Genomic DNA, 20,979 nt, shown 5'->3' on the forward strand with positions numbered 1-20,979 from the left:
TCAATGAACGAACAGGGGTGTGAAGTACGATGAAAGTAGTAATCTACTGTCGCGTCTCGACGGAAAAAGAAGCACAGGACAGCTCGCTTGAGCGGCAAAGATCAGAACTGTCGGGACTCGCTGCAACAAAAGGATTTGAAGTCGTGGATATCATCACGGAAAAAGAAAGTGGTTACGACGTTGACCGGGAAGGGATGTTATCCGTTCTTGATTACGTCACACGTCAAGCGGTGGATGCCGTTCTCGTAACGGATGATACGCGGATCGGACGCGGGAATGCCAAAATCGCCATTTTACATACGTTCCAAAAACATCAGGTTCAACTGATGACGATGGAATCGGATGGCGAGTATAAACTGGCGGACGCTGAAGCGATGGTGCTTGAGATCGTATCGCTCGTCGAAGAGTATCAACGGAAACTGCATAATGCGAAGATTGCCCGCGGGATGCGGCGAGCTGTTGAAAACGGCTTCCGTCCCGAACAAAATCTCAATCGGCAAGGCGAGAACGCCGGACGGAGCCGAAAAGAAGTGCCAATCGAAGAAATCGTCCGCTTACGTGAGTTAGGGCTGACATTTGCGGACATCGCCGTGACGCTGAGAGGCATGGGACACGACATTTCGAAAGCGACCGTCAACCGGCGTTATCTGGAATATAAAGAAGTCATCAGTACGTATGAATAAGGAAGCAGGTTTGGTGCGTCAGCGGCGCATCAAACTTGCTTTTTTTTAGTGGGTCTTTTACAGTAGGATTACGATTTAAAACTCATATTTGAGTCAACAGAAAGAGGGATATCATGTTATCACAAGAACAATTAGACCGGATTAATGAACTGGCCAATAAATCAAAAGTCGAACCGCTAACAGATGCGGAAACGGCGGAACAAAAAGAATTACGGACAGCGTATCTCGAAGCATTCCGCGGTTCATTCAAAAATCAGATGATGGGCATTAAAATCGTCGATGAAGAAGGAACGGACGTAACACCTGAAAAATTGAAGCAGGCACAAGAAGAAGAACGCAATAAACAATAACGAAAAAGCTATGTCACTCAATGGGATGAGTGGGATAGCTTTTTTTGATAAAAAGTTCGTAATGTGTATCATGAAAGTAGTAAGAAAACGGCAATAGATAGCGCATTCATTTTAATGTGACATACTATTTAGAAAAGTTGTATCACATTTGCGGGTATGCTAAAATGAGAAGGAATTTGTGAAAAAGAGAGAGGATGATTGTTTTGACGAACATGACAACAGTAGAATTATTAGCAGTAAATACGATTCGTACCTTATCAATTGATGCAGTACAAAAAGCGAACTCGGGTCACCCGGGAATGCCGATGGGTGCAGCACCGATGGCATTTACATTATGGGCGGATCATATGAACCACAACCCTAAAAATCCAGAATGGTTCAACCGTGACCGTTTTGTACTTTCAGCAGGACACGGTTCAATGCTTCTCTACTCACTCCTCCATTTATCAGGATACGATCTTGCGATGGATGACTTGAAGTCATTCCGTCAATGGAACTCAAAAACACCGGGTCACCCGGAATACCGTCACACAGCAGGTGTCGATGCGACGACTGGTCCACTCGGACAAGGCATCGCGATGGCTGTCGGTATGGCGATGGCAGAGCGTCACCTCGAAGCGAAATACAACCGTGACGATTTAAACGTCGTGGATCATTTCACATACGGGATTTGCGGAGACGGTGATTTAATGGAAGGTGTTTCAGCAGAAGCGGCTTCACTCGCAGGACATTTAGGTCTTGGTAAACTCGTGGTTCTGTATGATTCAAACGATATCTCGCTTGACGGTGACCTTGATAAATCGTTCTCGGAAAACGTCCAGCAACGTTTTGAAGCGTATAACTGGCAAGTCATCCGTGTCGAAGACGGAACGGATCTCGATTCGATTTCAAAAGCAATCGAAGCAGCGAAAGCTGAAACAACAAAACCGACATTGATCGAAGTCAAAACGGTCATCGGATTCGGTTCACCGAACAAATCAGGGAAATCGGCTTCACACGGTGCACCACTCGGTGACGCGGAAATCAAGTTGACGAAAGCAAGCTACGTTTGGGATCACGAAGAATTCTATGTGCCGGAAGAAGTCAAAGACTTGTTCGAAGAGCGCATCGAAAAACGTGGTGCTGATACAGAAGCAGCATGGACAGAAAAAATGGAACAATACAAAGCAGCACATCCGGAATTGCACGCTGAGCTTGTTCAAGCGATCAACAACGAATTGCCGAGCAACTGGGAAGCAGACCTTCCGACATACGATCTGACATCGAAAAAAGCAACACGTCAGACAAGTGGTGAAGTGTTAAACGCTCTCGCAAAAAACATCCCGTCCATTTTCGGTGGATCAGCTGACTTAGCAGGATCAAACAACACGATGCTCAAAGGGGAAGCAGACTTCGACATCGATCCGAGCGGACGTAACATCTGGTTTGGTGTCCGTGAGTTCGCGATGGCAGCAGCTGTCAACGGTATGGCGTTACACGGTGGTGTCATTCCTTACGGTGCGACATTCTTCGTCTTCTCGGATTACCTCCGCCCGGCAGTCCGCTTAGCAGCATTGATGGGTATCCAGTCGATCTTCGTCCTGACACATGACTCAATTGCAGTCGGTGAAGATGGTCCGACACACGAGCCGGTTGAACACTTGATGAGCTTCCGTGCGATGCCGAACCTGACAGTTTACCGTCCGGCAGACGGAAAAGAAACGATTGCCGCATGGAAAACAGCAGTTCAATCGAAAAACAAACCGACACTTCTCGTCATGACACGTCAAGGATTGCCTGAACTCGAAGGTACGACAGTCGAAGGCGCTGAAAAAGGCGGATATGTCATCGCGGGTGACATTGAAAAAGCGGATACAATCTTAATGGGAACAGGTTCTGAAGTGCACTTGCTCGTTGAAGCACAAAAAGAACTCGGCGAAACGGCAGCTGTCGTCTCACTTCCATCATGGGAATTGTTTGAAGCACAATCAGCTGAATATAAAGAATCGGTCTTGCCAAAACGCATCACGAAGCGTCTTGCAATCGAAGCCGGAGCTTCGCTCGGTTGGTATAAATATGTAGGAACAGAAGGTCAAGTCATCGGAATCGATCGCTTTGGTGCTTCTGCTCCTGGAGATCTTCTGTTAAAAGAGTACGGCATGTCTGTCGAAAATGTTCTAAATACAGTTAAGCAACTCGGTTAATGAAGAAAGGTGCGCAAACGCGCGCACCTTTTTTTTGCATTATCTATGCAAAGGCTTTAAATTATAGTATAGTAAAAAGCGACGTTTGAAGTTAGAGGAGGAAGCAACTTGGCTACATGGATTTGGATTTTAATTGCCCTTCTTTGCTTGGTAGCTGGTGTCGCCCTTGGTTTCTATATCGCTCGCCGATACATGATGAACTATTTGGAGCAAAACCCACCAATCAACGAAGATATGATTAAGACATTGATGATGCAAATGGGTCAAAAGCCATCACAAAAGAAAGTCAACCAAGTGATGCGTTCAATGAGTGGTTCAATGAAATCACCGAAAAAATAATGACTTGTAAAAGGAGACCAATTTGGTCTCCTTTTGTTTGCTATTTTTTAGGAAGATGGCTAATCTAAAATGTGAGACTATTAGAAATACTCAATCGATTTAAAAAGGGGGGACTTGTATGGGAGTCTTCAGGAAATTGAGTTGGTTTTTCCGACTCGAATGGAAATCTTACAGCTTGGGGATTGTTGCTTTAATTTTTGTTGCCGGACTGGAACTGATTCCGCCGAAAGTAATCGGTTCGACGGTCAACGGTCTGAGTGAAGGCAGCTTGACGAAAAATGATTTATGGAAATTGGTCGGCACATTGGTCTTAATCGGGGTATCGACTTATGTGATTCGTTATTTTTGGCGGTTCTTCATCTTCGGTGCATCAATCCGGCTCGGGCGGTTGTTACGAAGTCAGTTATACGGTCATTTTTCAGACTTGGATCAATCGTTTTATAAAAAGTACCGCAGCGGGGATTTAATGGCTCATGCGACAAATGATGTGCAAGCGGTTTCGATGACGGCTGGAGCCGGTATTTTGACACTCGTCGATTCTGTGACGATGGGGAGTTTTGTCATCATCACGATGATTACGACAATCAGTTGGAAACTGACACTTGTTTCCCTGTTACCGATGCCGTTGATGGTGTATTTGACATCACGTTACGGCAAGATGCTGCACTCGCGGTTTCATGATGCACAGGAAGCCTTTTCCGATTTAAATGATAAAGTCGCAGAGAGCGTCAGCGGGGTCCGGGTCTTAAAAGCAACCGGGGAAGTCGAGTCGGATGTCGGTACGTTTACATCGCTGTCAGACGATGTCGTACAAAAAAACCGCCGGGTCGCAAAAATCGATGCTTTATTTGATCCGACGATTTTCGGTTTGGTCGGCTTGTCTTATATCATTGCCGTCGGATACGGTGCCTATTTATTGCAGCAAGGCGAAATTCGGATCGGGGACATCGTGTCTTTCACTACATACTTAGGATTATTGACATGGCCGATGCTCGCGTTCGGCTGGTTGTTTAATATCGTTGAACGGGGACGTGCCTCGTACGATCGGATCGAACGGATGCTTGCAATCGAGCCGGAAATCAAGGATGCCAAAGAAGCAGCGACGACCGTCGCATCTGCTGATTTACAGGTCGCGGTCGATCGTTTTGTTTATGATACACAACCTGTACTCGAAAATATCCACGTGACGTTGACACCGGGACGGACACTTGGAGTCGTTGGGCGGACCGGTGCCGGGAAATCGACGTTCGTCCGTCTGTTATCACGCGAATACGATGTCAAATATGGATCAATTGCCATTGGTGGACAAGACGTCAAACAATTGACGCGGGAAACGGTCCGCAAACAGGTCGCCATCGTACCGCAGGACCATTTCCTGTTCTCTGCTTCAATTGCCGATAATATTGCCTTTGCAAAACCGGATGCTTCGATGGAAGAAATCATGGAAGCCGCACGGATTGCTGCCGTACATGAGGATATTCTCGGTTTTACGGAAGGGTACGCGACGATGGTCGGGGAGCGCGGCGTCACGTTATCCGGCGGTCAAAAGCAACGGATTTCGATTGCCCGGGCATTGCTTGCAGATTGTCCGATTCTGGTACTCGATGATGCGTTGTCAGCGGTTGACGCGAAGACGGAAGAAGCGATCATCGAACATTTCCGGACAGCGGATAATGAGCAGTCGCAAATCATCGTTGCCCACCGTCTGTCAGCCGTTTCGCATACGGATGAAATCATCGTTCTCGATGCGGGAAAAATCATTGAACGGGGAACACACGACGAATTGCTTGCAAAGAACGGTTGGTATAAAGAAACCTACGACCGTCAGCAACTGGAATCACTCGTCGAACAGGGAGGTGGAACGCTTGAATCATGATATTAATGAAAAAGCGGTCTTGCGACGATTGCTTGGCTTCGTCAAACCGTTTAAAAAACAGGTTTTAGTCGCCTTCTTACTGTTGCTCGTGACGACCGGAGCAAAGCTCGGAGGACCTTATCTCGTCAAAATCTTCATCGATAATTATGTGGCCGTCGGGAACTATCCGGTCCAGGAAGTCGCGTTATTATTCGGTGTTTACTTGCTGTTGCATACGACCGGTATCGTCGTCGATTATTTACAGGCGTTTGAGTTCCAAAAAATTGCCTTAAAAGTCATTCAACGGCTCCGGATTGATGTGTTCCGTCACGTCATGCATCTTCGGCTCGGTTACTTCGACCGGACACCGGCCGGCGTGCTCGTTTCACGGATTACGAATGATACAGAAGCAATCAAAGAGCTGTACATCGGCGTTTTGTCGACATTCGTCCAAAGCGGGGTCCAACTGATTGGAACGTATATCTTCCTGTATCTGCTTGAACCGCGCCTGGCGACGATTGCGTTAGTCTTATTGCCGCTGTTTTATTTCATCATCTGGATTTACCGTCGTTACTCGACGAAATATTATGCGGAAGTCCGGGATTTATTATCGAAGATTAACGGACAATTAAATGAGTCGATCAACGGAATGGCCATCATCCAACAGTTTCGGCAGGAAAAGCGGCTGATGGCAGAGTTCGAAGAAACGAACATCGCCCATCAAAACGGCCGTTACAAGAACCTGAAACTTGACAGCTGGCTGTTACGTCCGATCATTGAACTGCTGCTTGCACTGACGATTGCGTCCCTGATTACGTACTTCGGTGTCCTGTCATTTTCACAAACGGTTCAAGTCGGAGTCGTCTATGCTTTTATCAGTTATATGGAACGGATTTTTCAACCGGTCCAGCAAATCATGCAACGCCTGTCTGAATTCCAACAGGCAATTGTCTCGGCGGACCGGGTCTTTAAAGTGCTCGATACGGATGAGCCGGAACCTGCGAAGACGATTGCAGGGGACGCGGATATTACAGAAGGACATATTGTCTTTGACAATGTCCGCTTTAGTTATGACGGAGAGAAGGAAGTCTTGAAAGGGATTTCGTTTGAAGCGAAAAAAGGACAGACTGTCGCTCTGGTCGGTCAGACCGGCAGTGGGAAAAGTTCGATTATTAATATTCTGATGCGTTTTTATTCCTATCAGTCAGGCCGGATCCTGATCGACGGACAGCCGCTCGAACAATTGCCGGAAGACGAACTGCGGCGTCATGTTGGTCTGGTCTTACAGGATTCATTCCTGTTTACAGGCAGTGTCGCCGATAACATCCGGTTGTTTGATCCGTCCATTCCATTCAAAAAAGTGGAGGAAGCAGCCCGCTTTGTTCAAGCAGACGGGTTCATCAATCAGCTCGACGAACAATATGACAGTCCGGTTGCGGAGCGGGGAGCTACCTTCTCTGCCGGAGAACGTCAACTCGTTTCGTTTGCCCGGACGATGGCACGTGACCCGAAAGTCTTGATTCTCGACGAAGCGACAAGTTCGATCGATACGGAAACGGAAGAAAAAGTGCAGGTCGCTTTAAAACGGATGCGGCAGGGACGAACAACGATTGCGATTGCCCACCGGTTGTCGACAATCCAGGATGCGGATCTGATTTTAGTCCTGCATCAAGGGGAAGTCATCGAACAAGGGAACCATCAGACACTGATTGAAAAGAATGGATTATATAAAAAGATGTATGAACTGCAATCCGGTCACGTTTCGTCGGTATCATAAGACACAAAAAAGCCTGCCAGGCGATCTCGCCCGGCAGGTTGTTTGTGTTTAAAATTAGTAGACAGTAACTGTGACGTTTTGACGTCCCCAGTTGAGTGCTTCTTGTTGTGAACCAACGAGAAGGTCAAGTTTGTTACCTTGGATTGCGCCGCCACGGTCAAGTACGATTGCTTCACCGATACCTGAGATGTGCATGCGTGTACCAATTGGGTATTGAGCTGATGCTGCAACGATACGCATACCATTGTACGTGATCGTATTTGTGACATCGTAACCACTAGCAGTCAATGCGCGGCCATTGTAAAGGCGGCTACCATTGTTTGATGGATCAGTTGTGTACGCAGAAACATTCATTGTTACTTTCGTACCTGATTTAGCTGCTGTAGTTTGTTTTGTTGCTGCAGCTGGTTGAGCTGCTGCTTTTGGAGCTGGTTTTGCAACTGGTGCTGCCGGTTTAGCTACTGGAGCTTTGACCGCTGGTGCTTTTGTTGCTGAACCCGCTAAAGTTGTATAAGCGCTGTGTACGTAACGAGTTTTTCCGTCGATTGTTGTTTTGATCCAAGCACCGACTTTGTTTTCTACGTTAACGGACTGGCCTTTATACAAGTTGCCAACGTCTTTAGAGTTTGTAGTAGGTTGCGTGCGAACGTTTAATACTGCCGTAGTGACTGTAGCTTTTTTAAAGTCGAATGAAGAACCGGCTGAAGTGTATGCGCCGTGTACATAACGTTTTTGGCCATTGATGTTTGTTTGAATCCATGCGCCAGAACGTCCTTCGACATTTAATTTTTGACCTTTATATACGTTACCTACATCCGCTGATGCCGTTGTAGGTGCTGTGCGTACATTTAATACCGCTGTATTTACTGTTACCGTCTCTGAGGCAGCCTCTGTCTCTTGGGCGAATCCTACTGATAGAGCCGTTGCTGCAAGACCTGCAGCGAAAACTGCTTTTTTCATTATTGATGTCCTCCTGACATATGCTGTGTTTACTGTTCCTACTTTACACGGCAATTCCGGTTTGTGCGTTTACAGGTCAGAGTCATTCAAGTTACAAACGGAGCTAGTATGACAAACAGATTGCAAAAATGCATGTTTTGTCATGCCTAGGTCATAATGCTTGGTAAAATAAAGAAAAAGTAGGACTTTAGACGTACTTTAGAAGAAATATTCTAACTATTCACCTAACTAAAGACTCAAAAAAAGAAGTAAAGAGACAAAGTAAAGATTTTCTTAAAGAGTTAAAAATAAAAAACGCATTATATAGAAGAAACGCAAAAAACCGCTGACGGTTATCACTCGTCAGCGGTTTTTTCATAAATATATATAGGAGTCGATTATCGTCTTGCCCAAACGACAAATTGTATTTTATCCTAAGACGGATTCGTTCGCGCAGGAATGGTACGTATACTTTTGAACGAAACGAGAATACTCCAGTAATAATAAATCGAGTTCATGACTCAGCTTTAAAACATGCGGGGAGGTGAAACTAGACCGATCCGCTTGATGATATAGTTCACTTCGTTTTGCTTCGATCGCTAAAGTCAATAGATGATGGCTTGTCATAGAATCCTCCCTTACATTGGTGTCATATCCATATTCTAGCAAGTGGTTTCTGGCAGTGCAACGACATTTCATCTGTTTTGAGGAAATGTAATTTTTTTGTAATTTCAATTGTCACGAATCTTTTTTATCTTTCGGAAGATAATAGGTGCTAAATGTCGATTAGTTTGGCAAAATAGAGAAGGAACTTCTTCTTATTAGAAAGGAGCTGCTGAAATGGAGCTCTCGCTTTGGTTAGCGTTTGGTGCAGGGTTGTTGTCATTTGTCTCACCTTGTACGCTTCCGTTATATCCGGTATTCCTCTCTTATATTACCGGTGTTTCTGTAACGGACTTGAAAGAAAAAGGGGTCAGAGAAAAACGGTCACTGTTGCATACCATAGCCTTTTTGGTTGGATTTGCGATGGTGTTTGCTGTTCTTGGCCTATCGACTTCCTTACTGGCGGACGTCTTCATTACCTACCGTGACACATTACGGATGGTCGGTGCGCTCGTGATTTTCGTATTTGGTGTGGTGTTGCTTGGCTTGTGGCAACCGACATTCTTGATGCGTGAGAAAAAACTCAATTTAGGTGAACGAAAGGGCGGGTACATCGGTACCATCCTTGTCGGAATTGGTTTTGCTGCCGGATGGACACCCTGTACGGGTCCGATTTTGGCAGGTGTCATCGGACTGGCAGCGACGAACCCGAGTCAAGGTATGTTGTATATGCTGTTTTATGTGCTCGGATTCTCGATTCCATTTTTATTGATGGCCTTTTTCGTCGGTCGTTCGAGATTATTCGTTCAATACAGTTTAAAGATGACAAAATTCGGTGGAGCATTGATGATGTTGTTCGGAATCGTCCTGTATTTTGACGGACTCAGTGCATTCGCTGCATGGATGAGTGATATCGTAGGATTCACTGGATTTTAACAAGGAAGTGATGGGATGATTTGGGTATCAACAGGGGTTGCGCTCGTCATGGGTTTACTGATCAGCTTCATTCGTGTCAAAGCTTCGGCTAAACCGACGAACGCTAAAAAAATCTTAATTCCGCCCTTCGCCATGTCGACCGGGATGCTGCAGTTTTTATATCCGGCATCACGTCTGACCTGGACGGAAGTGGCAGAAGCGTTATTGATCGGGATGATCTTCAGTATTTTTTTGATCAAGACGTCTAATTTTTACGAAGCCGAAGGACAAATTTATTTGCAACGATCGAAAGCCTTTTTCATCGTCCTGTTCGGGATTCTGATTGTCCGGACCGTCGCGAAGTTTGTCATCGGCGGGCAAATTGATATTTTTGAGACGGGCGGAATTTTTTATCTCGTCGCCTTTGGAATGATTGTGCCTTGGCGGATTGCGATGTACCTGAAGTATAAGCAGGTCAAGTCGGGAATCGTTCCGGTCAAACATTTACCGCAAAACTAAAAGGAAGGATTCTCGCGAGAGAGTCCTTCCTTTTAGTTTTGGAAATACAGTTCGTAATCCCGCCAATCGATGGCGTGTTCGCGTAAGGCTTTTTTCAAGAATTTATGATCCCGTTTCGGTGTCGCAGAAATATAGCCTTTGACGACCAACTCGGACGTCATCTCGGTTGCCCGTTCTTCCAGTGCAAACTGCCCGATCCGTCCCGCGATTTTCCGACGTGCGACATCCCGAAAAGCAGCCGGGACAGGCATGACGAGTGCATTTAATAAATCAAGTGTTTCATCCGTCCATAAATGGCGGGTCTGGTCGATGTATTCATCTTCCCAGTCCATCATCGATTTGCCGTCTTCTTTCGGAAGTTTCTTAAGGAACTTCCGGAACATGAAGAAACCGCCAATTGCCATCAATGTGATCATGATAAAGCCCCAGAGCAAAATTCCGTTCATGAACCATGCCATCCGTGACTCATCCCCCTTTCAACATCACTTATACATTAGCATAATTTTTTTTGTCATGCTATGATAAATGACGGGGAAAGTGAGGCGGAACGATGTTACAACCTTATGTACAACTCGACGAGTCCGGACGGCCTCAAAAAGGGCTCTTGCCGGAGACGGCGGACGGACGTGTCGTCGAATTTTATTATGATACGAACGGAGCGGACATCACGGTTGTCTTCGTGACGATTCCTGCTCAGGACGCAAGCCGCAAGCGGGCGTTCACGGTCGGAAAAACGTTTAAGACGATTTCGACGCTCGAAGACTTCACGTTGGTACGATACGATTTGACCGATCATAAAATCCTTGTGACACTCGAGATGTTCGCAGATGGATCGAAGCGTCAAATTGATGCTTCGAGATTGCTCGACTATTAAAAAAGAAGGAGACGCGGATCGCCGCGACTCCTTCTTTTTAATGTTGGATGGAAATTCTGTCATCCTCGATCGAGGCGGTCCCGCCAATCGGGAAAGTGAACAGCGGCATCGTATGGCCGAAGTCCGCGCCGGAGACGACCGGAATCGACGCGAGGGCAGGGTACAGGCTGATCAGATAACGCAGGTGTTCATCTGTCATCTGAGTTGCGAGCTGAAAGCGGCCAAAGACGATTCCCCGAATTTGATCTGCTCCAGGCTGTGCCATCAGGGAGGCGAAGTCACGGGCAAAAGTTGCCGGATGGACCTCGTAATCATCTTCAAGGAACAGAATACTGTCGCGTAAGTCCGGGAAGTATGTTGTCCCTTGCAGAAGGTTCAACGTACAAAGATTCCCGCCGAGCAGACGTCCGCTGCCGGAGCCTTTTGAGAGAATGACGGGTCCGGGGTTCGGAAGTGTCATGTCTTTTCCTTCATGCTGATCATGCCAATTGACACTCGGCTGGACCTGCATCGTTCCGCTGTCGAACAACACCTGTTCGAATGACTGTAACGTATAGGCATCGCGGGAGGCGAGGGCACGTAACATCGGTCCCGAGTAGGTGACGAGTCCGCTTTTCGTCAAAAGGGCATGACTGAGCGCTGTAATATCGGAAAAACCGCAGAGAATCTTCGGATTGTTCCGGATTAAATCGTAGTCCAGTCCGTCAAGCAATTCGTTGGAACTGAAGCCGCCGCGGACACATAAAATCGCATCAATCGACGGGTCGGCGAATGCGGTATGGAGATCGTCCAGGCGGCATGCCGGATCACTCGAACCGAACGGATTCAATGCCCGGGCATGCTGACTAATCGAGACCCGTAAGCCAAACGATTCCAAAACCGTGATCGCCTGATCGAGAATCCTTGACTCGACCGTCGCAAGACTTGACGCCGGTGCAAGCAGACGAACATGCGAACCGTTCGCCAGACGCTTCGGCACAATGACGGGAATTTGCTGTTCGATGCATTCAATCCGATTGCCGAACGGATCATTTGTGAAAAACCGGCGGCGTGGTGCGAGACGATCATCAAACTGAGCGGTATACCCGGCCGCTTGCAACCGGTTCGCCAAGTCGTCCAGGTGCGCAAATGTCAGACCCGGATGTGCTTTTGCCGCCGGTTGAAACGGCTCCTCGATTCCGAGGTGGAGGGCAGTGCCATCCGATTCAAACCAGACACCGCCGCTTGCTTTGACACCCGGCGGTTTTTCAACTTCTTTCATATGTAAAAGCCCGGCATAAAAAGCCCGAGCCTGTTCTTCCGAGTTTCTTGGGGAAGCTAACTGTATGTGATCTAACATTCTGACACGTCCTCTCAAGAAAATTAAACGATGAATTCGGTCACCCGTTTAAGTTCGCGTTCGACGAAGTTCAAGTAAAAGTGTCCGTCGATCCGTCGATCCAGTTCCTGGGCGACTTCATAAATATTGGAGCGCAGGACTCCGAGATAGGCCACTTCGGCATGCCGGGCAGCCCGGTAAGACGCTGCATAGTGAGCCAGTAAGAACTGCAGGTAACCACGGTCCGTCAACAACGGAATCAACTGTTTTTTCTCTTCCATCGACCAGACGTACTTGTCGTCGTAATACATCGCGGCATAGAGGTGATACGGTTCATCGCCGCCTGTGAAGAGCGGTTTGACGCGTTTGACTTCTTGAATCAACTGTTCCGTCCAGTCGAACCGGTCTTTTTTCCGGCTGATGAACAACGGAAGAATGAACGGATGGGCCTGGTCGGGCATCCGCGAACAACCGCGTTCGTGACGGATGGCAGCGTACAGTAACAAGGCCCGGTCTTCGTAACCGCGTTCGATGGCATACGTCATCCGGCTGAAGCCTTCGCAAGACGGGCAGTCACTTAATTCGTCGGACGGAGCGTCGACCCATTTGGAAAGGTAATGATCGGCCTGTTCTTCGTCACCGAGCTTGCTGTAAATCATGAAGCCGATGTAGTCGCGTGTCCGGGCAAAGCCATGGGCGTCACAAAAATCAACGAACCGGTCGAAATCTTCTTCGAGTAAAGCAACAGGCATATCTTCCTGTTCGGCTGCATAAATTAAATAGGATTTATAATTCCAGTACAGATCGAGTTCTTGTTTAGGCGTTAAAGTCAATTCATCTTTCCGGACCCAATCCATTAATAAAGAAAAGGAAACTAAAAAAGAGCGGAAGTGACCCAAATCAAATTGGTTTTGAGAAAATGTCCACAAGGCAAGGGGACGGAGTGTCGCGTCGGTCGTATCCTCAAAGATGGTCCAAAGTGATTCACCACGTTCGAGTGACGGATCTGCCTCTTTTAAGCGGAGATATAAACTGTTGAGTTCTTCGTGAGGGTTCATCTGTACCCCTCCTTTCTTATATAAGTATACCACGCACGGATTCAGAAGGCGTCCCGGATGTCGCTGAACAAAAAAATGATTCCGCCCACGATTAGTCGCGGCTCGGAATCATTTCAAGGATTTGTCGATGGGTGGAACTTGTTGGATGAAGCAAATCATTTATCGTGTAACTGTTCAAGACTTGATGAAACGCAGCAATCGCGTCATCAAAGGCTTCGCGTGCAGGGTCTAAAGAAGGGAGTTCAGATGTCCCTTCGAGTGGATCTAGAAAATGGGTTGTTGGTTCAAACAGTTGCACTACGTCACCGATATAAATTTCATCCGGCGGGCTTGCCAAACGGAATCCGCCACCTCGACCTCGAACAGAATGAATCAATCCATTTTGTCCTAAACGATAGACGACTTTCATCAGATGATTTTTAGAAATGTCGTAACAGTCCGCTACTTCCTGGATTCGGACTAATCGATCAGAGTGTGCCCCGGCAAATAACAGGGATCTGATTGCATAATCCGTATAACGTGTCATGCGCATTTTCATCACCTACTTAACTACACATGTTAGAGAAGATTAATAGGAAGTACAAGTTTGAATGTGCATATCTAAAGATGCATTTTGGAGATTGAATTTAGGGAAAGATTTTGCCATAATAAGCGGGGAAGGTAGGTCATGTCATGCATTTTGATCAGGCATTATATCTGTTGCAAACAGTTGAGTGGGAGATGGAACAGAAGAGTTTTCGGATTGCGAGTCGTTTTTATAAACAATTGGAAGATAAGTATAGCGTATTATTAGAAGAAATAGAAAGTCAAACGACTACAGCACAAACGTTAGAGTTACGGATTCTTCGACTCGGACAACTGTTAAAACACGTGACGAAGCAACAAGAGTCGAGTGAGTTGTTCAAATTGATTTTATTAAACGAAATCAATCAGTCAAAATCCTTTCTTATGACGTATCCGGAAATCGTCAGCGAAGAATTGCTCGATGCTATCCGGTCGGAACTCGGGCTCGAAGCAACCGCTCCGGTCATGGTTGCCTGGGAAATCGTCCATCATCAACTTGTTGAGACGTGCCGTCATTTTTATAAGTACAAAAGTCACGGCGACTGGGCACGGCTGGATGTCTTGTTGATTGCCGAACAACATCATTTAGGGGCAATCATCGACGAAGCCCGTTATGCGTTAATGAGCGGTCGTCAAACAACAATTTTGCATGTCAGAAACCAAAAACCGTCGGCCGAAAAATTGATGACGACGTTAAATGATCTAACGAAACAAGGACTGGTTTTCCACAGCATGCAGACGGAAGAGTGGGACGAGCAACTCGAACAGTTCCTGAAACTGATTTCGATGGGGGATCCAATCACCTTTGCGAGCGGGTCAAGTCGCTTTATAGCAGACGTCCAACGAACGCTTGAACCGTTGCCGGTCATATTCAGTCCGTTCATCGCGGACGGTGTCCTTCCGTCCTGACTTGAATTTGATAGTGAAATGGCTTCAGAGAAATCCTGAAGTCATTTTTGGTGTCTTCTTTTATGGAATGGTAAAATAAAGAAAAAATATGAAAAGAGGGTCATAGATGCCGACTATTTATCTGACGCGTCACGGTGAGACGGAATGGAATCTCGAGGACAGGCTGCAAGGGTGGCGAGATTCCCCGTTGACCGCCAAAGGACGTTCTCACGCCGAAAAATTGGGACGGCGTCTGCAAGACATCCCGTTTCAAGCTGTCTATTCCAGTCCGAGCGAACGTGCCTACCAAACGGCCCAATTGATTTGTGACGGATGGTCAACACCGATTGAGACAGATGACCGATTAAAGGAAATACATATGGGCGAATGGGAAGGGCAGACGCGGGAAACGATTGAACAACATGATTTAGAAGGCTATTCCTCGTTTTGGAAAACACCTCATCTGTATAGCTCGAAAACAGGAGAAAACTTTGATGTGCTGAAAAATCGGCTGCTGGCGTGTTTTAAAGACATCCAACTGAAGCATCAAGAAGAAACGGTTTTAATCGTGACGCACGGTATTGCGATCAACGTGCTGTTAGCTCATTTTAAGGGGAATGGACTGGAGCAGTTGTGGATGTCTTCTCCGTTCATTCACGGAACGAGCCTGACCATCATCGAATCGACGGAACAGGGATATTCCATCGTACTTGAAGGAGATATGAAGCACATCGACCGAGAATCGGTATTGTAACGACTACATACAAACACCCTGGACCAGGCACTGATCAACCAGTGTCCGGTTCAGGGTGTTTTGGTCATCTAAATGACGTTCATCAAGCCGACCGCGATAACCGTTTCGCGCGCTGGATCGAGCGGTCAAGGGCAAGATAGACGAGACCGGACAAACAACAGGCGACACCGACACCGGCAAGCGCGTATTGTCCGTTTCCGGAGTCAAGGAACAAGGAACCGAGTAACGGCGCCGTGACTCCGCCGATCAGCCACTGGATACTGGCGGCACCGTTATACGTTCCGCGCAGATGTTCCGGGGCAATTAAGGCAATGAATGTCATCTGGACCGGCGACATGATCATCTCGCCGAGCGTATACAGCGCGTAGATGACGAGTAAAATCGTCACGAGCACGATGTAGCCGGTTCCGAGCGAGAACAGATATGACGGGATGAAGGCGAGTAAAATCATCCCCAGTCCGAAAATCGATGCCCCGAGCAACATGACTTTACCGAATGCTTTACCGGACAAGCGGGCGGCGACCGGGAACTGGAACAAGACGACCATAAAGCCGTTTAATCCCATCAGGTACGGGAACGGATTTTTATCGTTCGGCAGCCCGGGTAACGCTTCCTTCAGGAAAACCGGCAACATGCTTTCAACAAGGGCGAAGCCCATCGAGATGAAGACGCCGGCAGCAATGAACACCAGGAAGACGTGATCCTTACGCAGGACGGTGAAAGCCGACAGCTTTGGTTCGTCGTGCGTATGTTCGATCTGATCCGGTTTGGTTTCCTGGATGAACAGCAGTAAAACCAGGGCATACAGGAAAAAGACAGCGGCAGCAGCGTAAAAAATCAGCGACCGGTCGATGAACAGGACGGCACTTCCGATCAAAGGTCCGAACGCGGCTCCGACATTATGTCCCATCCGGAGCAACCCGAATGATTCATTAAGCCGTTCCGGCGGTGTGACATCGGCGACCATGGCGCTTGCTGCCGGGTGGAACAAGGAATTCGTCAGACCGAGCAAGGCATTCATCAATAGTAACGGCCAGAATGAATCAGCGAATGAAAAGCCGATTAAAGCAATGACATCCCCGACGATCGAGATGACCATCAACGGTTTGCGGCCGTACAGATCGGCCAGGTGTCCGCCGAGGAAAGACCCGAACAGTGACATGATCGGGCCGGTCGCCATGATCAGACCGACCAAAAAATACGAATCGAGCTGTTCCGAATAATATAGAACAAGAAATGGTGCAATCATGAACATCATGACTCCGGTAATCGTTTCCCCGACGAACCGGATCCAGATGTTACGGTCAAGCTGTTTTAACGCAGTAAACATAAACAAAACCCCTTATATTTCCGTTTTTAGACCATAGAAAAGACGGATACGCACAAATATGGGCATACCCGTCCTGATATAAGAGGGCAGCATGTACGTATACGCATACGTACACCCTGCTTAATTGAAAATTAAACGATTGGGTGACGTACAGTTGTAGCCAATACGTGAATCGGTTGTTGCTGATCAAATGATTGTGACATTGTACGTCTCCTCCTTCTTGTAATAGTGACTTCCTCGTCATCGTATAGAAGATGGAGCGGGGTTGTCAAGATAAATTCTGAAAATTGGGTCAACAAAGTGAAATGGACGAGACTGCGAAAATTCGGTATGATAGACTAGTTGCGAAAAAGTATCTGTATCGAGGTTGAATATATAGGTGAAAGGAATTACCACACATGACAAAATTACTTCAAACCGAAGTCGAGAAACGCCGGATCTTCGGTATCATCTCCCACCCGGATGCCGGGAAAACGACGTTAACCGAAAAATTCCTGCTCCACGGTGGAGCAATCCGGGAAGCCGGATCCGTCAAAGCACGGAAAAACTCAAAATTTGCGAAATCCGACTGGATGGAGATCGAAAAACAACGGGGAATCTCTGTTACCTCTTCCGTCATGCAGTTCGAATATGACAAAAAAATCGTTTCGATCATGGATACACCGGGTCACTCCGATTTCGGGGAAGACACGTACCGGATCCTGACAGCCGTCGACTCGGCAATCATGGTCATCGATGCGGCGAAAGGGATCGAGTCCCAAACGAAAAAACTGTTCCAGGTCTGCCGGATGCGCGGGATTCCAATCTTTACGTTCATCAACAAGATGGACCGTCAAGCACGTGACCCGCTCGAATTGATGGAAGAGCTTGAAGAAGTCCTCGGGATTCCGTCGGTTGCTGTTACATGGCCTGCAGGATCAGGACAACAGTTCGAAGGTGTCTACGACCGTGTCAACGAGAAGTTCCACTGCTTTAAAAACGATCGTCTGACGATTGATCTCGGCGAAGAAGGACTCGCAAACGATCAGTTGGCTTCAACGATCAACAATGAAATGTATGACACGTTAGTCGACGAAGTTGATTTACTCGACGGAGCCGGCAATGAATACAATGAAGAATTGATTGCGAAAGGTGAATTGACACCGGTCTTCTTCGGTTCTGCCTTGGTTGATTTCGGGATTACACCGTTGCTTGAGCATTACCTCAACTTGTCACCGTCACCGACTCCGCGTGAGTCGAACAAAGGACAAATCGAGCCGGCACAAGATTTCTTCAGCGGTTTTGTCTTCAAAATCCAAGCAAACATGAACCCGAACCACCGTGACCGGATCGCGTTCGTCCGGATTTGTACCGGTAAGTTCGACCGCGGGATGGAAGTTGTCCTGACGCGGACCGGTAAAAAGATGAAGCTGTCGCAATCGACACAGTTCATGGCAGATGAGCGGGAAACGGTCAACGAAGCGTTTGCCGGCGATGTCATCGGTCTGTACGATTCCGGTAACTACCAAATCGGCGATACAATCACGAACGGTGATCCGAGCCTGCAGTACGAGGCTTTGCCGACGTTCGCACCGGAACTGTTCCTGAAAGTCTTCACGAAAAACGCCCTGAAATCAAAACAATTCCAAAAAGGCGTCGAACAGCTTGCGCAAGAGGGAGCGATTCAGGTCTACAAGACGGAATACAACGAGATCATCCTCGGAGCGATTGGTCAACTTCAATTCGAAGTCTTCGAACACCGCCTCAAAGGGGAATACGGCGTTGATATCCTAAAAGATGCAGCGAACTTCCAAGTCGCGAAGTGGGTCAAAGTGACAGAAATCAGTGAAGTCAAGAAATTGACAGATTCACGGACTGTCCTCGTCTACGACCGCTGGGAAAACCCGGTTCTCTTGTTTGCAAATGATTTCGTCTACGAACGATTCGTTCAGAAAAATGAGGGTGTCATCACACTCGTTGATTCACCACAAATGCTCAAAGATTAATATCATGAACGTATCTTCCGATTCACTGGAAGATACGTTTTTTTCGTTTTGAGATTCAAAAAGAAGGGTAAAAATTGGAGTCTGTGAATTCATATCTCTGTGAGAGGAATGGTGTTGACGATGGCGAAAAAATTTATCGGCATTTTTCATGATGAATCGAGTTTACATCAAAGAATGCAAGCGTTAAAACAGCAAGGACATAAAGATTCTGATTTCTCAGTAGTGGGACGTGACGATGCAGCAGATGAGACATCGGGTGCATCCTGGATCGACCAAATCAAATCGAAGTTCAGTCATGAGCCGCCGCTTCGGGAAACGTTAAAACGAGTCGGTCATTCCGATGACGAAGCGGAACGCCATTACCAGGAAGTCGAGCGGGGAGGAATTGCATTGTTCGCAAAAGACCGGCACGATGACCATGATCATGCACACGATCATGACCATCACCACGACCATGATCACGACCATACACATGATCACTTAAATGATGAGAATGACCGTCACGGTGGAAAAGTCGAAAATCCGGGCATCAATGATTATGAATCAGAGCATTCAGATGATCACGACAAGAGCGACCGTTCAAAATGGAAAGCCGATGATGTAGATTAATAAACCGGGACGCCAAGCTGAGCTTTTCAGTTTGGCGTCTTTTTTCAAGAAGTGAAGTTTGTTCATTACCGCTTTGAAAATCGCCGGTGCTATACTGAACGTATCAAAGAGGTGAAGAGAAATGAAAAAAACAGTCGCAACACTTGCTGGTCTCGGCGTTCTCGGAGCGGTCTTCATGACCCGTTATCCGTTATTCGGGCGCCGACCATCAAAGTCAGATCAACAGCGTTATGCCCGTTCGCCTCAGTTTTCGAACGGAAAGTTTCAAAATGAACTGCCGTTCCAATTAAAGATGGAATGGGACACAATGAAAAGCATCTTAAAAGATTACGGACGGGAGCTACCGTCCTTAAAACCGGTCAAACCGTTGCCGGTTGTTCCCTTTGAGCGACGGACGGACGGAACGGAACCACGCGTGACCTGGTTCGGTCACTCGGCATTTCTGCTTGAACTGGATCATCAGACGATTTTCTTTGATCCGATGCTCGGACGTGCTCCGTCACCGTTCCCGAAAATTGGGGGTGGACGGTTCCAGACGACGGCACCGGTCGATCTGGATGCCCTGCCGCCGATTGACCTCGTCATCTATTCGCATGACCATTATGACCACTTGGATTATCATTCGGTTCTGGCGTTAAAAGACCGGGTCGGTCAGTTCATCGTTCCGCTTGGTGTCGCGAGTCGTCTAAAGGGCTGGGGTGTCGATCCGGCCCGGATTACCGAACTCGATTGGCATGAATCGGTCGAGACGAACGGTCTCCGCCTGACGGCAACACCGGCCCGGCACTACTCGGGGCGCAACGGGCTCGATCAATTTTCGACGCTTTGGGCGTCATGGGTGATCGAGGGATCGAAAAAAGTCTTCTTCAGCGGCGACAGCGGGTATGGTCCTCACTTCAAAGCCATCGGGGAACAATACGGTCCGTTTGATTTAACGATCATGGAATGCGGACAATACGATACCCGTTGGTCAAGTTCGCATATGTTGCCGGAGCAGACGATCGCGGCGCATCTTGATGTCAAAGGGGACGTGATGATTCCCGTCCACTGGTCGGCGTTTACGCTGGCATTCCACCCGTGGTTTGAACCGGTCGAACGGGTGTTGAAGGAAGCGAAAAAACACGACGTCCCGGTCGTGACACCAATGATTGGTGAGAGTGTCACGACTGCGAGTCAGACGCGTAAATGGTGGCGTGAGGTGCGGTGAAGTTAGGTTAAGTTAAGTTAAGTTAAGTTAAGTTAAGTTAAGTTAAGTGAAACTCGTCCTCCTTTCCCGTACTTTCCTCAAGCGAGACACGAGCCGCGGCTCGTGTCTCTGACAGCGCAAAAAACGTGCGCTTTTTCCTGTAGGAGTCACGGGAAGAAGCCGAGTTGAATCGACTGCTTTCATATGATGTCAAACACAAAATCCCCACTCTGTCGCCTATTGCGAGAAA

The 20,979-nt window shown here is 47.5% G+C and carries 21 protein-coding genes; 14 read left to right on the plus strand and 7 right to left on the minus strand.

Features of this window, described 5'->3' with window-relative positions; translation table 11 throughout:
- Positions 1–29: 29 nt before the first annotated feature.
- The 6 genes from KNP91_RS02260 (at position 30) to KNP91_RS02285 (ending at position 7,187) form a co-directional block, all read left to right on the plus strand.
- On the plus strand, positions 30–683 hold the full coding sequence (locus KNP91_RS02260; protein WP_214765219.1) for a YneB family resolvase-like protein: 654 nt from the start codon (positions 30–32) through the stop codon (positions 681–683).
- 113 nt (positions 684–796) lie between these two features.
- A complete protein-coding gene (locus tag KNP91_RS02265) occupies positions 797–1,033 on the plus strand; it encodes a DUF896 domain-containing protein (protein ID WP_012369999.1) in 237 nt (78 codons plus the stop codon).
- 194 nt (positions 1,034–1,227) lie between these two features.
- On the plus strand, positions 1,228–3,216 hold the full coding sequence (tkt, locus tag KNP91_RS02270) for a transketolase (protein WP_214765217.1): 1,989 nt from the start codon (positions 1,228–1,230) through the stop codon (positions 3,214–3,216).
- Positions 3,217–3,324: 108 nt separating this feature from the next.
- Positions 3,325–3,555 (plus strand): YneF family protein, encoded by a 231-nt coding sequence (locus KNP91_RS02275; protein ID WP_012370001.1) that lies wholly within the window; start codon positions 3,325–3,327, stop codon positions 3,553–3,555.
- A 118-nt stretch (positions 3,556–3,673) separates the two neighbouring features.
- Complete coding sequence (locus tag KNP91_RS02280) at positions 3,674–5,431, plus strand: ABC transporter transmembrane domain-containing protein (protein ID WP_214765215.1); 1,758 nt, start codon at positions 3,674–3,676, stop codon at positions 5,429–5,431.
- Entirely contained in the window at positions 5,421–7,187 is a 1,767-nt protein-coding gene (locus KNP91_RS02285) for an ABC transporter ATP-binding protein (protein WP_214765214.1), read from the plus strand. The genes KNP91_RS02280 and KNP91_RS02285 overlap by 11 nt, the downstream gene beginning before the upstream one ends.
- Positions 7,188–7,241: 54 nt before the next feature.
- On the opposite strand, the gene KNP91_RS02290 is transcribed toward KNP91_RS02285, so the two are convergent.
- Together KNP91_RS02290 and KNP91_RS02295 are read right to left on the minus strand one after the other, a co-directional pair.
- Positions 7,242–8,147 carry an SH3 domain-containing protein gene (locus KNP91_RS02290; RefSeq protein WP_214765212.1) on the minus strand — a complete coding sequence of 302 codons (906 nt, stop codon included), beginning with the start codon at positions 8,145–8,147 and terminating at the stop codon, positions 7,242–7,244.
- Between the two features lie 408 nt (positions 8,148–8,555).
- On the minus strand, positions 8,556–8,753 hold the full coding sequence (locus tag KNP91_RS02295; protein ID WP_214765210.1) for an aspartyl-phosphate phosphatase Spo0E family protein: 198 nt from the start codon (positions 8,751–8,753) through the stop codon (positions 8,556–8,558).
- 213 nt (positions 8,754–8,966) lie between these two features.
- On the opposite strand from KNP91_RS02295, the gene KNP91_RS02300 reads away from it, so the two are divergent.
- Both KNP91_RS02300 and KNP91_RS02305 read left to right on the plus strand, forming a co-directional pair.
- Entirely contained in the window at positions 8,967–9,665 is a 699-nt protein-coding gene (locus tag KNP91_RS02300) for a cytochrome c biogenesis CcdA family protein (RefSeq protein WP_214765208.1), read from the plus strand.
- A gap of 15 nt (positions 9,666–9,680) precedes the next feature.
- A complete protein-coding gene (locus tag KNP91_RS02305) occupies positions 9,681–10,163 on the plus strand; it encodes a CcdC family protein (protein WP_114596177.1) in 483 nt (160 codons plus the stop codon).
- A 32-nt stretch (positions 10,164–10,195) separates the two neighbouring features.
- Here the strand turns inward: KNP91_RS02305 and KNP91_RS02310 are convergent, their stop codons facing one another.
- Complete coding sequence (locus tag KNP91_RS02310; protein ID WP_214765206.1) at positions 10,196–10,621, minus strand: DUF2621 family protein; 426 nt, start codon at positions 10,619–10,621, stop codon at positions 10,196–10,198.
- Positions 10,622–10,713: 92 nt separating this feature from the next.
- Here KNP91_RS02310 and KNP91_RS02315 point away from each other — a divergent pair, with 92 nt between their 5' ends.
- Positions 10,714–11,037, plus strand: a complete 324-nt coding sequence (locus KNP91_RS02315; protein WP_214848380.1) for a hypothetical protein — start codon at positions 10,714–10,716, stop codon at positions 11,035–11,037.
- A 37-nt stretch (positions 11,038–11,074) separates the two neighbouring features.
- On the opposite strand, the gene KNP91_RS02320 is transcribed toward KNP91_RS02315, so the two are convergent.
- From KNP91_RS02320 to KNP91_RS02330, 3 genes are all read right to left on the minus strand, one after another.
- Positions 11,075–12,376, minus strand: coding sequence for a VOC family protein (locus tag KNP91_RS02320; RefSeq protein WP_214848383.1), 1,302 nt, complete (start codon positions 12,374–12,376; stop codon positions 11,075–11,077).
- A gap of 23 nt (positions 12,377–12,399) precedes the next feature.
- Positions 12,400–13,413, minus strand: coding sequence for a hypothetical protein (locus tag KNP91_RS02325; protein WP_214765202.1), 1,014 nt, complete (start codon positions 13,411–13,413; stop codon positions 12,400–12,402).
- Between the two features lie 91 nt (positions 13,414–13,504).
- Positions 13,505–13,945 (minus strand): RrF2 family transcriptional regulator, encoded by a 441-nt coding sequence (locus KNP91_RS02330; protein WP_214765200.1) that lies wholly within the window; start codon positions 13,943–13,945, stop codon positions 13,505–13,507.
- A gap of 140 nt (positions 13,946–14,085) precedes the next feature.
- On the opposite strand from KNP91_RS02330, the gene KNP91_RS02335 reads away from it, so the two are divergent.
- Both KNP91_RS02335 and KNP91_RS02340 read left to right on the plus strand, forming a co-directional pair.
- Positions 14,086–14,886, plus strand: coding sequence for a globin family protein (locus tag KNP91_RS02335; RefSeq protein ID WP_214848386.1), 801 nt, complete (start codon positions 14,086–14,088; stop codon positions 14,884–14,886).
- A gap of 106 nt (positions 14,887–14,992) precedes the next feature.
- Positions 14,993–15,619: a histidine phosphatase family protein gene (locus tag KNP91_RS02340; protein ID WP_214848388.1), complete on the plus strand. Its 627-nt coding sequence runs from the start codon at positions 14,993–14,995 to the stop codon at positions 15,617–15,619.
- Between the two features lie 82 nt (positions 15,620–15,701).
- Here the strand turns inward: KNP91_RS02340 and KNP91_RS02345 are convergent, their stop codons facing one another.
- On the minus strand, positions 15,702–16,949 hold the full coding sequence (locus KNP91_RS02345; RefSeq protein WP_214848391.1) for an MDR family MFS transporter: 1,248 nt from the start codon (positions 16,947–16,949) through the stop codon (positions 15,702–15,704).
- Positions 16,950–17,347: 398 nt separating this feature from the next.
- Between KNP91_RS02345 and KNP91_RS02350 the strand changes: the two genes are divergently transcribed.
- From KNP91_RS02350 to KNP91_RS02360, 3 genes are all read left to right on the plus strand, one after another.
- On the plus strand, positions 17,348–18,934 hold the full coding sequence (locus KNP91_RS02350; RefSeq protein ID WP_214848394.1) for a peptide chain release factor 3: 1,587 nt from the start codon (positions 17,348–17,350) through the stop codon (positions 18,932–18,934).
- A 120-nt stretch (positions 18,935–19,054) separates the two neighbouring features.
- Positions 19,055–19,543, plus strand: a complete 489-nt coding sequence (locus KNP91_RS02355; RefSeq protein WP_251135837.1) for a general stress protein — start codon at positions 19,055–19,057, stop codon at positions 19,541–19,543.
- Between the two features lie 121 nt (positions 19,544–19,664).
- On the plus strand, positions 19,665–20,750 hold the full coding sequence (locus KNP91_RS02360; protein WP_214848402.1) for an MBL fold metallo-hydrolase: 1,086 nt from the start codon (positions 19,665–19,667) through the stop codon (positions 20,748–20,750).
- Positions 20,751–20,979: the final 229 nt, after the last annotated feature.

The organism is Exiguobacterium sp. s138 (assembly GCF_018618775.1).
Classification (GTDB): Bacteria; Bacillota; Bacilli; order Exiguobacteriales; family Exiguobacteriaceae; genus Exiguobacterium_A; species Exiguobacterium_A artemiae.

Coding starts and splice junctions, on each gene's coding strand:
- KNP91_RS02260 (WP_214765219.1), top strand. CDS start 30: ATGAAAGTAGTAATCTACTGTCGCGTCTCGACGGAAAAAGAAGCACAG.
- KNP91_RS02265 (WP_012369999.1), top strand. CDS start 797: ATGTTATCACAAGAACAATTAGACCGGATTAATGAACTGGCCAATAAA.
- tkt (WP_214765217.1), top strand. CDS start 1,228: ATGATTGTTTTGACGAACATGACAACAGTAGAATTATTAGCAGTAAAT.
- KNP91_RS02280 (WP_214765215.1), top strand. CDS start 3,674: ATGGGAGTCTTCAGGAAATTGAGTTGGTTTTTCCGACTCGAATGGAAA.
- KNP91_RS02290 (WP_214765212.1), bottom strand. CDS start 8,147: ATGAAAAAAGCAGTTTTCGCTGCAGGTCTTGCAGCAACGGCTCTATCA.
- KNP91_RS02295 (WP_214765210.1), bottom strand. CDS start 8,753: ATGACAAGCCATCATCTATTGACTTTAGCGATCGAAGCAAAACGAAGT.
- KNP91_RS02300 (WP_214765208.1), top strand. CDS start 8,967: ATGGAGCTCTCGCTTTGGTTAGCGTTTGGTGCAGGGTTGTTGTCATTT.
- KNP91_RS02305 (WP_114596177.1), top strand. CDS start 9,681: ATGATTTGGGTATCAACAGGGGTTGCGCTCGTCATGGGTTTACTGATC.
- KNP91_RS02310 (WP_214765206.1), bottom strand. CDS start 10,621: ATGGCATGGTTCATGAACGGAATTTTGCTCTGGGGCTTTATCATGATC.
- KNP91_RS02315 (WP_214848380.1), top strand. CDS start 10,714: ATGTTACAACCTTATGTACAACTCGACGAGTCCGGACGGCCTCAAAAA.
- KNP91_RS02320 (WP_214848383.1), bottom strand. CDS start 12,376: ATGTTAGATCACATACAGTTAGCTTCCCCAAGAAACTCGGAAGAACAG.
- KNP91_RS02325 (WP_214765202.1), bottom strand. CDS start 13,413: ATGAACCCTCACGAAGAACTCAACAGTTTATATCTCCGCTTAAAAGAG.
- KNP91_RS02330 (WP_214765200.1), bottom strand. CDS start 13,945: ATGCGCATGACACGTTATACGGATTATGCAATCAGATCCCTGTTATTT.
- KNP91_RS02335 (WP_214848386.1), top strand. CDS start 14,086: ATGCATTTTGATCAGGCATTATATCTGTTGCAAACAGTTGAGTGGGAG.
- KNP91_RS02340 (WP_214848388.1), top strand. CDS start 14,993: ATGCCGACTATTTATCTGACGCGTCACGGTGAGACGGAATGGAATCTC.
- KNP91_RS02345 (WP_214848391.1), bottom strand. CDS start 16,949: ATGTTTACTGCGTTAAAACAGCTTGACCGTAACATCTGGATCCGGTTC.
- KNP91_RS02350 (WP_214848394.1), top strand. CDS start 17,348: ATGACAAAATTACTTCAAACCGAAGTCGAGAAACGCCGGATCTTCGGT.
- KNP91_RS02355 (WP_251135837.1), top strand. CDS start 19,055: ATGGCGAAAAAATTTATCGGCATTTTTCATGATGAATCGAGTTTACAT.
- KNP91_RS02360 (WP_214848402.1), top strand. CDS start 19,665: ATGAAAAAAACAGTCGCAACACTTGCTGGTCTCGGCGTTCTCGGAGCG.